The organism is Novosphingobium sp. BL-S-21, assembly GCF_055521655.1.
In genome coordinates, this window is the sequence record NZ_CM145496.1 from 2,755,202 (window position 1) to 2,768,068 (window position 12,867).

Consider the following 12,867-nt stretch of genomic DNA (forward strand, 5'->3'; position numbering starts at 1 on the left):
CCTGAAAGCCCGGTGAAGCGATGAACGCACTCGTCTCTGCAAGGCTGGACCAGTTCCTGGCCCGCCTCGGCCCCAGCCGCGATCTCGCGCTGGCGCTGGGGGTCAGCGCCATTATCGGCATGCTGATCCTGCCGATGCCCGGCTGGATGCTCGACATGGGCCTGGCCCTGTCGATCACCGCCTCGGTGCTGATCCTGATGACGGCGCTGTTCATCGAAAAGCCGCTGCAACTGTCGAGCTTCCCGACGATCCTGCTGATCGTGACGATGCTGCGCCTGGGCCTCAACCTGGCCTCGACGCGCCTGATCCTGGGCCACGGGCACGAGGGGCACCACGCGGCGGGCGGCGTGATTGCGGCCTTCGGCGAGTTCCTGATGGGCGGCGAGACCGTCATCGGCCTCACCATCTTCGCGATCCTGATCGTCATCAACTTCGTGGTCATCACCAAGGGCGCGGGCCGCATTGCCGAAGTGGCGGCGCGCTTCAGCCTCGATGCCATGCCCGGCAAGCAGATGGCGATCGACGCCGATCTCAACGCCGGCACCATCACCGAGAGCCAGGCGCGCGAGCGCCGCGCCGAGATCGAGGCCGAGAGCGGCTTCTACGGTGCGATGGACGGTGCCTCGAAGTTCGTGAAGGGCGATGCCGTTGCCGGCCTGCTGATCACGGCAATCAACATCGTCGTCGGCCTGATCATCGGCGTTGCCATCCACGGCGTGCCGTTCGGCGAGGCTTTCACCACATACACCATCCTCACGGTGGGCGACGGCCTCGTCAGCCAGATCCCGGCGCTGATCGTCTCCACGGCGGCGGGCCTGCTCGTTTCCAAGGGCGGCGTGGTCGGCAAGACCGGCGCCGCGCTGGGCGACCAGCTCGGCCGCTACCCCAAGGCCTTCGGCATCGTCGGCGTGCTGATGACGGTTCTGGCGCTGATGCCGGGCCTGCCGTTCATTCCCTTTGCCGCGATGGGCGGCATGTGCGGATGGATGGCCTGGTCGATGTCGCGCAAGGCGCAGGCCAGCGCCGCGCAGGAGCGCATGCAGGAGGCGATGGCGCAGCAGCAGCAGATGGAAGCGCAGGCCGAGGAACCGATCTCGCGCACGCTGGCCATCGACGCGCTGCGCATCGAACTCGGCTACGGGCTGCTGCCGCTGATCAACGATTCCCAGGCCGAGCCGCGCCTCGACGACCAGGTCCGCGCGCTGCGCCGGCAGATGGCGATCGACTACGGCTTCGTGCTGCCTTCGGTCCGCATTCTCGACAATATGGCGCTTCAGCCGAACGAATATATCGTCTTCGTCAAGGAAACCGAGATCGCACGCGGCGAACTGCGCATCGGCAAGTTGCTGGTGATCAACGCGGCCGGGCAGGACATCGGCATTCGCGGCGAGCCCACCAAGGAACCGGTGTTCCAGTTGCCGGCGCTCTGGATCGACCGCGACATGCGCCAGGAAGCCGGTTTCCGCGGGCTGACCGTGGTAGACTGCGGCACCGTGGTGACGACGCACCTGACCGAGATCGTCAAGGACAACATCGCCGACCTGCTCTCCTATACCGAGACGCAGAAGCTGCTGAACGAAGTCCACAAGGATACCGAGAAGCTGATCGCGGACCTGATCCCCAGCAAGATCTCCATCTCCGGCGTGCAGCGCGTGCTGCAGAACCTGCTGGCCGAAGGTATCTCGATCCGCGACGTGCCCACGATCCTCGAAGGCGTGGCCGAGGCGACGGCAATGACCGGCAACCTGACGCAAGTGACCGAACATGTCCGCGCGCGCCTGGCCCGCCAGATTTCGGCGCAGCAGACCTTCGACGGCGCGATCCCCATCGTCACGCTTGGCGGCGAATGGGACGAGGCGTTCGGCGAGGCCATCGTCGGTCTCGGCGACGACCGCCACCTGGCCATGGCGCCTTCGCAGCTCCAGGCGTTCATCGCCTCGGTCCGCGACACTTACGACCGGTTGGCCGGGCAGGGCGAAATCCCCTGCCTGCTGACCAGCCCGCCGCTGCGGCCCTTCGTGCGCTCGATCATCGAGCGCGTGCGCCCGGCGACCGTCGTGCTGTCGCAGAACGAGATCCATCCGCGCGCGCGGCTGCGCAGCCTCGGCACGGTCGGTTGAGCGGTCCCGCGCCAGGGGCCTGAATATAGGATCGCACGACCGGGCAGGCTGCAATCCCTCTATGATGAAGTGTTGGCCGCGGATCGTCGGCCGGGAGACGTCTTCTAATGCCGGTTTCCGTGAATTCCCTGTTCCCCATGGCCGCCGCGACGGGCGGCAGCACCTCGGCCGCCGCCGTCTCCGGAGTTGCGGCCGCTGACAGCCTTGCCGGCGCGCTTGCCGGCGGGGGGGCTTTCAAGAGCGCGGAACAGGCCACCGGTTCCTTCCAGTCGCTGCTCGGCGCAGCGCAGGCGGCGCCCGCGGGTGCCGCCTCCGGCACGGTCCAGGCAGGCGCGCCAGCAACGGCAGCCACGGTTGAGGCACCGGCTGCTGCCGAGCTGATCCCGGCACCTGTCATTTCCGCCGATACGCTTGCTCAGGACGCGGCAGCCGCTGCGGGCGCCTTGCCGGCCGAGAACCTGCTGGCGAAGCCGGCGACGTCCACGCCGGGGGCCAAGCCCGCCGATGTGAGCCATGCGGCGAAAGCCGACCATATCAAGCCGCCTGTCGCGAAAGCCGAGGCGCTTCTGCCGCAGCTCGTCGCCGAGGCGGCAGCTTCGGCAGATGCAGCCCCGACCGGCGAGACCGGCGAAGCCGCAGGCGATGCTGCTCCGGCGGCGGATGCCGATGCCGATGCCCCGGAGGCGAAGCACCTCGACGCCGACGCTTCCGCATTGATCCCGGCCGGTCAGGCGCAAGTCCCGCAGACGCCGACGACGGCGGTGCAGCCGCAACTCGCGGTCGCGCCGCAGGCCGTGCCGGCGCCGTCCGAGGATGTGCCCGGCGAGACCGCCAAGACCGCCACCGACGGCGAGGGCAAGGCTTCGGTGAAGCTGGCCAAAACGGGAAATGCCGGGACGTTCGCGGGGGCCGAGCGCGCAGCCGCGGAACCGGCAGGCGCTCGCGGCCAGGGCGCGGCGGCCAATGCCGCAAGCCCGGTCGATACCGCGCAGGCGCCCGACCAGGCCGCCGCCACGCCCGATGGCAATCTTTCCGCACCGCTGTTCAGCCAGACGCTGAACGCCGCCACCAGCCGCCCCGCCGCGCTGCCTTACGCGCCCACCGCGCAGTCCGCGCCGCAGAGCGCGACCGTTGCCGTGCAGCAGGGGCAGTTCGGCAACGACATCGGGGTCGAGATCGCCCGCGCGCTCGACAAGGGCAGCGATGACCTGCTGATCCGCCTCGACCCACGCCACCTGGGCCGGATCGACGTGCGGCTCTCATTCGACCACGACGGCGTCCTGCGCGCGGTGGTCTCGGCCGACAGCGCGTCCTCGCTGGACATGTTGCGCCGCGAAAGCACCGATCTCAACCGTGCCCTGGCCGATGCCGGCGTGCGGTCCGACGGGCAGTCCCTGCGCTTTGACAGCCGCTCTGGCGGGCAGGGCGGCGGGCAGCGCTGGCAGGGCGAACAGAACCAGCGTCAGGCCCAAAGCGGCCTGTCCGACGGCTTCGGCGGGAGCGACGACCCGATCTACCGGCCTCTGCGCAGCAGCGGCCATGTCGATCTCATGGCATAAGGCACAAGAGCAATGACCACCGTTTCAGGCACCTCGTCCACCGCGACGACCGATACGACCGCGGCCTCCACTTCGGGCCTGCTGACCGATTACAACCTCTTCCTCAAGCTGCTGACCACGCAGATGACGAACCAGGATCCGCTCGATCCGATGGACACTTCGGAATATACGCAGCAGCTCGTGCAGTATTCGCAGGTGGAGCAGTCGATCCAGCAGACCGGCTCGCTCAAGGACATCCTCAGCCAGCTTTCCTCGCAGCAGATGTCGCAGGCTTCCAGCTACATCGGCCGCGAAGCGCGCTTCGATTCCCCGGTGTCCGGTCTCGGCGATGCTCCGGCGCACTGGACCTATTACGTGGACGGCACGCCCGCCGCGATGACCGCCACGATCAAGGACTCCTCTGGCGCGGTCGTCAACACCGTCACGCTCGATCCCGAAACGCAGGGTTCCTACTCGTGGGACGGTACCAAGGCGGACGGCAGCAAGGCTGCGGACGGCGCCTATACCTTCTCGGTCACGGCCACGGACAGCGCCGGCAATGCACTGGACACCACGATCAACTCGGTGGCGATCGTCAACGACGTGGTGACGGACGGCACGAACATCATGCTCGGCGTGAACGGCATCCGCATGTCGGCATCGGGCCTCGTCGCGATTGCCGCGGCCGGGACCAACATCGACAACTGAGGCCTTCCACCGGGGCCTCACGGCGCCCCGGTCCGTAAAAGAAGAACACCCCTGAACCACGCGGTTCAGGGGTGTTCTTCGTTTGGCCGGCCAAAGCCTTTCCCATCAGGTGGAATGACCCGATGCCCCGGAAAACCGCGACAGACCGGAAACCTGAAGCATTCGATCCGACGCGGTGGGATCGAATGCTCTCGTTCAGGCCTGGCCCACCGTGGAGCGACAATCGCTGCTGCCGATCGTGGCCGCCAGGCTGGGGCTTTCCGCGGCCTGAAGGGCCACGTCCAGCCGCGTGCAGCCCGGAATACGGTCCGGCAGCGCCAGGATCATCAGGCAATCGGCGATCGAGGGATCCTCGATCGGACCGATCAGTTCGTCCACGTCCTCATAGGACATGTCCGCATGGCTCATGCAGCGAAGCGCGGCCGCCTGCCAAAGCTGAGAAGTTGAATCAACCCTCAGTTTCAGCGAGAACCAGAACTCTTCGTGCGAAACGACATTTGGACCGGCCTCGCCGGCGCAATTCCAAGGTAAATTTTCTACCATCGCACTCTCAATAGTACAGCGAACCGAATAGATGCAGTCCGTGCCCCCGGACCTGAGAGGGAATTCCACAACCCCCGCCAGAGCAATGGCTGTAGGGGTCGACAGGACCAACTAAGGGATTTCCCGTATTCGATCGGAATTAAAGTAAATCATCTCTTACCGCGGAAAACCGGCGAGATTCCGAGAGCGATAGCGGTGTGATGCGACGTTGAAATTACAAGATAATCGATTCGCCGAGGGGGCGTGCGAGGGCGGCGTTGCGCATAGCAGCTAACGCTCCGCGAGGCGGTGAATTCTTAATAATCGGAGGATGGGAAGCCTTCACAAGGCTCCCGCAGCAGCATTTCCGGCCTTCAGGGGGCCGTCGGCGGACCTGCGAGGCGGCGGGCGCTGACGATTTTCACCATCGGCTCCAGCATCTGGCCCTTCATCACACCGTCACCCTTGGTGGCGGAGCGCGGCTCGTCCCAGATCTTGCGCACCACGTCCATGCCCGAGACGACGTGGCCGAAAGCCGCGAAGCCGGCGCGGGTGTCCGGGTTGTCGGAATCCGGCTTGGCGTCGAGGGAAGGTATGTCCCCCAGCATGATCGTGAAATCGGCGGTGGCGCTGCCCGGCGCAAAGCGGGCCATGGAGATCGTCCCGGCCTTGTGGCTGATGCCGGTTATGTTGGTCGGTTCATGGGCGACGGGCGGGAGGACATTGACGCCCTGAAGCCCGCCCTGCAGCAGCCCGTTGGGCTGGTCGCCCCAGTCGATGTGCATGGCGCGGTAGAAGTTCGCGCCGTCGAAGCGCTTGCTGTCTACGTATTTCAGGAAATTGGCGACGGTCAGCGGGGCGTGGGTCTTGTCGAGATCCAGCACGATGACGCCCGCGCTCGTGGTGAGTGCCACATAGACATGCTCGACAGGCGCTGCCGCCACCGGCGGTGCGGCAACCGGCGCTTCCTGGGCCAGGGCAGGGGGCACCATGGCACCCGCCGCGAAGGCCGCCACAAGAGCGAGCGATGCCCTTGCGGAAAGAGGCGCGGCCAGGAGCCGGAATGCCGGGTTCACGGGCCGCGCCTTCATCATCGGATCAGCGTACCCGCGGGCCGCCGAAGGGCAGGGGCGGAGGGGGACGGCGCGCGCCGCGCGGCAGCTGGGCCTGATAGGCCCGGCCGCAGTGCTCGACGCAATAAGGGAACCCGGGGTTCACCTTGTCTCCGCAGAAGTGGAAGTCGGGCTCGCCCGGGTGACCCATCGGCCAACGGCAGACGCGGTCGTTGAGGTCGAGCAGGCTGGTCTTGTCGGCGATTTCCGCGCTCGGCTTGGCCGGCACCAGGCGGCGCGGCGGCGCCGGCGGGATCGGCTGCTGCTGGTCGCCAGGGCCCTGACGCAGGAAGCCGCCAGGGCCGACCGAGACCACGCGCGGGCCCTTGGGGGCAGGCGCGGGAGCGGCATCGTCGGCGGCAACCGGCGGCGCGGCGGGTTCCGGCGCGCGCGGAGCAGGCGCGGCGGCCGGCTGCGGCGCGGCAGCGCGTACCGCCGGGGCTTCGGCCTGAGGCTCGGGCGCAGCGGGCGCTGCTTCCACCGGCTTCGGCTTCTTGGGGGCCGGCGCCGGGCGCGCGGGCTTCTCGTTGGCCTTCACCGGCGAAGGGCGTGCCTTGAGGCCGAGGCGGTGGGCCTTGCCGATCACTGCATTGCGGCTCACGCCGCCAAGCTCGTCCGCGATCTGGCTGGCGGTGGCACCACCTTCCCACATCTTGGTCAGCTTCTCGATCCGCTCGTCCGTCCAGCTCATTCGTGTTCCATCTCTTCATCGGGCGACCTGAGAATCGCCAAAATTCCGTGGCGCGGCTTGCCTTGGAAAGCCGCAGCCGATACTCGCCGGTCCATGCCCGATCAAACGAATTCGACCGAACTGCCGACGTCCGACGGGATCGCGCCCGCCGCAATTTCGGCGCGCCATTTCCCGGCGAAGGGAGAAGCCCTGATCCACCAGGTGAACTGGGAGGGGCTCAAGACGCTTTATATGAAGGAGGTGCGGCGCTTCTTCAAGGTCCAGACCCAGACGATCTGGGCACCGGCGATCACGACGATGCTGTTCCTCGTCATCTTCACGGTCGCGCTGGGCCGCGGCGGCCGGGAAGTGCTCGGCGTCAACTTCGCCACTTTCGTGGCACCGGGCCTCATCGTCATGGGGATGATGCAGAACGCCTTCGCCAATGCCAGCTTCTCTTTCCTGGCCGGGAAGATCCAGGGCACCATCATCGACTACCTGATGCCGCCGCTGACCGAAGGCGAACTGATGCTGGCCATGACCGGCGCCGCCGTGACCCGCGCCTTGCTCGTCGGCCTGGCGCTGACCGCGGCGATGATGCTGTGGCCCGGCGTCGACTTGTCCATGGCGCACCCTTGGGCTGCCGTATGGTTCGGCCTCACCGGCTCGATCTTCCTTTCGCTGCTGGGCCTGCTGTCCTCGATCTGGGCCGAGAAGTTCGACCACAACGCGGCCGTCACCAATTTCGTGATCGCCCCGCTCTCGCTGCTGTCCGGCACGTTCTACGTGATCGACAACCTGGCCCCCGCCTTCCAGGTGGTCAGCCGTCTCAACCCGTTCTTCTATGTGATCTCGGGCTTCCGCTTCGGCTTCCTGGGCGTCAGCGACATTGGCGATACCAACATGGCGGTGCTGCACAGCGCGCTGGGCATGGGCCTGCTCGACGCGGTGCTGGCAGCGATCGTCTACATGGTCCTGCGGTCGGGCTGGAAGATCAAGGGCTGACCGCCCGGCACTTCAAGGTCTTCGAAAAACCCCGGTCGGACCCTCCGGCCGGGGTTTTCTGCGTCTGGAGAGACGGCCCGTCAGGCCCTCAATGCGTCAGCCCGCGCCGCAAGTGATAGCGGCCATTGTCGAAGTCATCGAAGATCTGCGAGAGCGAGGGGTGGTCCACCGGGCCGCCATCGGAATCCGTGATCAGGTTCTGCTGGCTGACATAGGCGACGTAGCTGGAATCCTCGTTCTCGGCGAGCAGGTGGTAATACGGCTGATCGCGTCGCGGACGGACGTTCAGGGGAATGGACTCGTACCATTCATCGCTGTTGGCGAAGACGGGATCGATATCGAAAACCACACCCCTGAAGTCGTGGTTCCGGTGGCGAACGACATCCCCGATCGCGAATCGCGCACGCGTTTCACGCGGCGCGTCGATGACGCGGCCCGCTGTCGGAGAAAAAAATGACGCCTTGTTCATAGGAGAAATATAGGTTTCCTGCGGCCTGCCCACAAGCAAGCCTTGTGGACAATCCCCATTTTTTGAAAACAGGGGCTTGGCAAGTCCGATAAGCCGGGCTATCGGCGCGCTTCCTGACCCGGCGGCTCTGTCCGCTGCATCGCATCTCTAGCGGAGAGGTGGCAGAGTGGTCGAATGCGCTGCACTCGAAATGCAGTGTACGGGAAACCGTACCGTGGGTTCGAATCCCACCCTCTCCGCCAAGAGCCACTGCGACGCGCAGTTACCTACAACGACATCGGTATTCGCTGCAAGGCCGCTTCCGCGACATGGTCCCGGTGCGTTTGTTGGCGGAGATGCGGCAGCCAGATCCATCAGCATGACGATATGACCTGGCGCGTGCTTCGTGGAGGCAGGCGGGGTGCCGCCTTTCGATGTCGCTGGGCGCTTGCGGGAAATCGTGCTATCGGGGCGGCGCTGATGTCGCTCTAAACGGATATTGGACCGTTCAGTCGGCTTCCTCGTTCCATAGTCGCTGCAAGAGCCAGGGGCCGCGTCCTGTCGACGTTGGTCTTTCGACGCTACGAACAAGGATCGGTCCATGATCTCCGGCAACGCTGGGTTTTCAATGCAGAGCTTCATGGCCGCTGCGGTCGATCGGTCGCCGGCGTGATCTCGCAGCTGCAGGCATCAGCGGCACTTTCAACCGAGCGCGGCGCGTCTGCGCTTTCGCTAACCACTTTCAAATCGGGTAAGGCATAATGGCAGCATACAAGGAACCAGGGGTTGAGGCCCGCCGCAAGGCCGCGAACGAGGCGCGCGCGAAAGCGCTTGCAGCCTTGAAGGCGAAGCCGCCGATCGATCCGGCCGTCCAGGCGGAACGCATCGCCAAGGCAGAGGCCCGCGAACAGGCCCAGGCCGAGAAGCGCAAGGCGGACAAGGAAAAGCGTGAACGCGCCGCAGCGCTCAAGGCCGAGCAGGCCGCCGCAGCAGCGCCGCCGACCGAAGCAGAGCGCAAGGCCGCTCGCGATGCGCGATATGCAGCGCGCAAGGCACGCCGGAACTGACACGGTAAATGCATGATTTTCCCCCGTGCGGCACCGGAGCTTTCCGGTGACCGCCGTCAGTCTTGATCTTCTTCCCGGCGACGAACTGATCGACGTTGCCCATGTCCCGAACGGAGACCGCTTGCGGCTTGTCCGCAATGGCGAGGATTTCGTCATCCTGCTCGACCATCACGAGTTGATGAGCACGGACCTCTACGCATCGGAAGAAGCACTGGCGACGATGGCCTGCGAGCGCATGGGCGTGCGCCCGGCGCCGCAGTGGCTCATCGGGGGTTATGGCATGGGCTTCACCCTGCGGGCCGCACTGGCGGTGCTGGGCGGGGACGCGAGCGTGACGATCGCCGAAATCGTGCCGGAAATCATCGCCTGGGCCAGGGGACCGATGGGAGCCTGGACCGGGGGATGCCTGGACGATGATCGCGTGCGGCTCGTCCAGGACGATGTCGCCATCCTGATCGACGCGGCGGATTGCGCTTACGACGCGATCCTTCTCGACGTCGACAACGGCCCGGAAGGGCTGACGCGCCGGGTCAACGACTGGCTCTATTCGTGCAGGGGCCTCCAGTCGGCGATGACGGCGCTCACGCCCGGGGGTATCCTGGCCATATGGTCGGCCACGCCCGATGCCGAATTTGCGGCGCTACTGGTCCAGATGGGGTTCGCGGTGACGGTCGTGCCCGTGGAAGCGCGCACCGGCGACACGATCGGCGGTGACGATCTGGAGCACGTCATCCTGTTTGCCCAGAAGGCGGCCTGAACGCTCGTTTGAAAATGCCCATGCGGGCATTTCACGACCCGGCAGCCTTATGGCCGCATCGGCATTTATGCTGGACGAAAAGCGTGCAAGTCATGCACGCAAGTTCGACCTGTGCAGACGATGAGGATGAAGCAATGGCCATGAGCACTTCTCGCCGCTTTCTCTATTCGGGCCTTGCCCTTCTTGCCGGTGGAGGCCTGGCGCTGCCCGCCAGCGCCCAGGCAAGTCTCGAAGGGGCCGGACAGACTTCCACGCTCGATTGCGGCGGCGGTACCGCCGAGATCACCGGGTCGCAGAACCGCGTCACCGTTGAAGGGGCATGCACTCGCCTCGTGGTCGAAGGATCGGGCAATGTCGTCACGGCCGCACTGGCCGAGAAGGCCACGATCAGCGTGGTGGGCAGCAGCAACCGGATCAGCTGGCGCGCGCCGGGCAAGGCCGCGCCGAGGGTCAGCAACACCGGCGTGGGCAACAGCGTCAGTCGCGCCAACTAGGCCGGGCAGGCAGCGCGCGGGGTGAGCGCCGACAGCTCAGGCTCCGGGCAGGTGTTTCCGAACATTTCCCGCATGTTTCAACAGCATGCTGAGCGATAAATATTCCAGCCAATCCGCTATTGCGAGTGACTCGCGATAGCGGATTGGCTATCCGCCCCTGCGAATCAGGGAGCGACCCAGTGAAAACCAGTCTGTTGAATTCTGTCGGCGCCGTGGGCGCCGCCATCTTTTCCTTATGCCCGGCGCAGGCCTGGGCCGACGAGGCGGCCGATGCCGAAAACGAACGAGGGCCGGAAATCGTCGTCCTCGGCAAGAGCTATGGCGAGGAAGTCGGCAAGACGGTCACGCCGCTCAAGGACATTCCCAATACCGTCACGCTGGTCGACCGGGAGCAGATCCAGGCGCAGAACCTCTTCACGCTGGAAGATGCGCTCACCGCCACGCCAGGCATCACCGTCACCGGCGTCGGCAGCGAGGATCCCTCCTACATGTCGCGCGGCTTCGCGATCAGCAATTACCTGATCGACGGCACGCCGACCCTGTCTTTCGGCTTCCCTTCGGTCGTCCCCGACCTGTTCGCCTATGACCGGCTCGAAGTGCTGCGCGGTCCCGCGGGGCTGTTCAGCGGTTCCGGCAATCCGGCGGGCAGTATCAACCTGGTGCGCAAGCGTCCGCTGGACGAGCTGAAGCTGCAGGGATCGCTCGGCTATGGCAGCTACCAGAACTTCCGCGGCGAGATCGACGTCTCGGCGCCGCTGGCAAAGGGCGTGGCCGTGCGTGCAGGCGCCATGGTGCAGGACCAGGACCAGTTCTTCGACGTGGCGCATCGCAACCGCGTGACCGCGTTCGGCGTCGGCAAGATCGATATCGGCGAGCGTACGACTTTCACCTTCGGCGCGACTTACGACCGCTTCAAGCCGGCCATCCAGTCGGGCCTGCCGGGCCTGATCGGCGGGGCGGACGGCAGCGACGGCCAGTTGCTCGACATTCGGCGTTCCACTTACCTCGGTGCTGACTGGAACCGCTTCAAGTCCGACATCTGGTCGGCCTTCGCGGACATTACTCACGAAATCAGCGACCGCTGGACGATCCGCGCCAGCGCGCTCTACACCGACGTCGAGCGCGTCGACGTGTACAGCTATATCGGCAACCAGCCGATCACGGAAACCAACGGACTTACGAACCACATCGCCTATCGCGGCGACAGCTTCATGAAGTCGCATTCGTTCGATTTCAACGCGGTGGGCAGCTTCCCGGCTTTCGGGCGCGAGCAAACGCTGATCCTGGGCTTCGACTATCAGGACAGCTCCTATCAGTCCTACGGCACGCGCCTTTCGAACTATGCCCGGATCGACGTCTACAATCCGGTTTCCCCGCTGGAGCCGCCGCTGGATCCCTACAAGCCTTCGCCCCCTTACCCGGTGCAAGGCGGCACGGGACAGACGGTGCCGCAGAACCTGAGCGCAAGCGACACGCGGATCGCGCAGTTCGGCGCCTATGGCCAGATGCGCTTCAGCCCGGTCGAGGGCCTGACCGCGATTGGCGGCGGACGCCTGACCTGGTGGGATACCGATACCCAGACCCTGCTGCCGACGCTGGGCCGCAAGGGCGGCTATTCCATCGACGCGCGCTTTACGCCTTATGCCGGCCTGGTCTGGGATGCGACGCGCGAGTGGAACATCTATGCCTCCTATGCGGACAGCTTCACGCCGCAGGCGGCGCCTGCGGGCAGGATCCGTCCCGATGGCCAGCAAGTCGAGCCGCTGGTCGGTGCGCAGTACGAACTGGGCACCAAGCTCTCGCTGATGAACGACCGGCTTCTGCTTTCCGCGGCGGCGTACCAGATCGAGCAGACCAACCGCCTGTTCAACGATCCTGACGATGCCGGTGTCGTGCTGCAGATCGGCAAGGTCCGCGCGCGCGGGTTCGAGGCCGAGGCGGCCGGGGAAATCCTGCCGGGCTGGCGCATCAACGGCGGCTACAGCTATACCCGCACCAAGTATCTCGAGGACGCCAACGCCAGCTTCGAAGGCCTGCCGCTGGTGCCGATCATTCCGAAGCACTCGGTCAAGGTCTTCACCAATTACAAGGCGCCGGCAGGCGCGCTGGCCGGACTCAGCCTGGGCGGCGGCCTGACCTGGTTCAGTTCCACCTATGGCGGCAATCCGGCAACCTTCAACGCAGCCGGCGCGCTCGTCACCCGCTCTTCCATCGTGCGGCAGGGCGCCTATGCGGTGGTCGACCTGCGCGCGGGCTATGAGTTCGACGAGCGCATCTCCCTGTCGGTCAACGTGAACAATGTGCTCGACAAGACGTATTATGCGCGCATCTCCTCCACCGGACGCGGCAACTATTTCGGCACGCCGCGCACGGTCTTCGCCACGCTTCGCTTCGCCTATCCCTGAGCCCATCCTTCAGCAAGGAGT

At 65.7% G+C, this 12,867-nt stretch carries 12 protein-coding genes and 1 tRNA gene; 9 read left to right on the forward strand and 4 right to left on the reverse strand.

What is annotated here, in order from left to right; all coding sequences use genetic code 11:
• Positions 1-20: 20 nt before the first annotated feature.
• The 3 genes from flhA to ACZ1J6_RS21715 all read left to right on the forward strand — a co-directional run bounded on the left by flhA (position 21) and on the right by ACZ1J6_RS21715 (position 4,366).
• Positions 21-2,120 carry a flagellar biosynthesis protein FlhA gene (flhA, locus tag ACZ1J6_RS21705; protein ID WP_132268663.1) on the forward strand — a complete coding sequence of 700 codons (2,100 nt, stop codon included), beginning with the start codon at positions 21-23 and terminating at the stop codon, positions 2,118-2,120.
• Positions 2,121-2,239: 119 nt separating this feature from the next.
• A complete protein-coding gene (locus ACZ1J6_RS21710) occupies positions 2,240-3,679 on the forward strand; it encodes a flagellar hook-length control protein FliK (protein ID WP_431567285.1) in 1,440 nt (479 codons plus the stop codon).
• A 12-nt stretch (positions 3,680-3,691) separates the two neighbouring features.
• Entirely contained in the window at positions 3,692-4,366 is a 675-nt protein-coding gene (locus ACZ1J6_RS21715) for a flagellar hook assembly protein FlgD (RefSeq protein WP_132268667.1), read from the forward strand.
• A gap of 195 nt (positions 4,367-4,561) precedes the next feature.
• Here ACZ1J6_RS21715 and ACZ1J6_RS21720 read toward each other — a convergent pair whose 3' ends face one another.
• The 3 genes from ACZ1J6_RS21720 to ACZ1J6_RS21730 form a co-directional block, all read right to left on the reverse strand.
• Complete coding sequence (locus ACZ1J6_RS21720) at positions 4,562-4,774, reverse strand: hypothetical protein (RefSeq protein WP_431567286.1); 213 nt, start codon at positions 4,772-4,774, stop codon at positions 4,562-4,564.
• A gap of 488 nt (positions 4,775-5,262) precedes the next feature.
• Positions 5,263-5,964, reverse strand: coding sequence for a peptidylprolyl isomerase (locus ACZ1J6_RS21725; RefSeq protein WP_431567287.1), 702 nt, complete (start codon positions 5,962-5,964; stop codon positions 5,263-5,265).
• Between the two features lie 22 nt (positions 5,965-5,986).
• The gene (locus tag ACZ1J6_RS21730) at positions 5,987-6,691 is read right to left on the reverse strand and encodes a GcrA family cell cycle regulator (protein WP_465128040.1); all 705 of its coding nucleotides are present in this window, start codon (positions 6,689-6,691) and stop codon (positions 5,987-5,989) included.
• A 93-nt stretch (positions 6,692-6,784) separates the two neighbouring features.
• Here ACZ1J6_RS21730 and ACZ1J6_RS21735 point away from each other — a divergent pair, with 93 nt between their 5' ends.
• Complete coding sequence (locus ACZ1J6_RS21735; RefSeq protein ID WP_431568630.1) at positions 6,785-7,675, forward strand: ABC transporter permease; 891 nt, start codon at positions 6,785-6,787, stop codon at positions 7,673-7,675.
• Positions 7,676-7,763: 88 nt separating this feature from the next.
• Here ACZ1J6_RS21735 and hspQ read toward each other — a convergent pair whose 3' ends face one another.
• On the reverse strand, positions 7,764-8,144 hold the full coding sequence (gene hspQ, locus ACZ1J6_RS21740; protein ID WP_132268793.1) for a heat shock protein HspQ: 381 nt from the start codon (positions 8,142-8,144) through the stop codon (positions 7,764-7,766).
• A 152-nt stretch (positions 8,145-8,296) separates the two neighbouring features.
• Between hspQ and ACZ1J6_RS21745 the strand changes: the two genes are divergently transcribed.
• From ACZ1J6_RS21745 to ACZ1J6_RS21765, 5 genes are all read left to right on the forward strand, one after another.
• A tRNA-Ser gene (locus ACZ1J6_RS21745) sits at positions 8,297-8,386 on the forward strand.
• Positions 8,387-8,884: 498 nt separating this feature from the next.
• Entirely contained in the window at positions 8,885-9,190 is a 306-nt protein-coding gene (locus tag ACZ1J6_RS21750) for a DUF6481 family protein (protein WP_132261622.1), read from the forward strand.
• Between the two features lie 46 nt (positions 9,191-9,236).
• On the forward strand, positions 9,237-9,947 hold the full coding sequence (locus ACZ1J6_RS21755; protein ID WP_134095171.1) for a spermidine synthase family protein: 711 nt from the start codon (positions 9,237-9,239) through the stop codon (positions 9,945-9,947).
• Positions 9,948-10,087: 140 nt separating this feature from the next.
• A complete protein-coding gene (locus ACZ1J6_RS21760; protein WP_165921299.1) occupies positions 10,088-10,441 on the forward strand; it encodes a DUF3060 domain-containing protein in 354 nt (117 codons plus the stop codon).
• Positions 10,442-10,620: 179 nt separating this feature from the next.
• Complete coding sequence (locus ACZ1J6_RS21765; RefSeq protein WP_431568631.1) at positions 10,621-12,846, forward strand: TonB-dependent siderophore receptor; 2,226 nt, start codon at positions 10,621-10,623, stop codon at positions 12,844-12,846.
• Positions 12,847-12,867 lie beyond the last annotated feature (21 nt).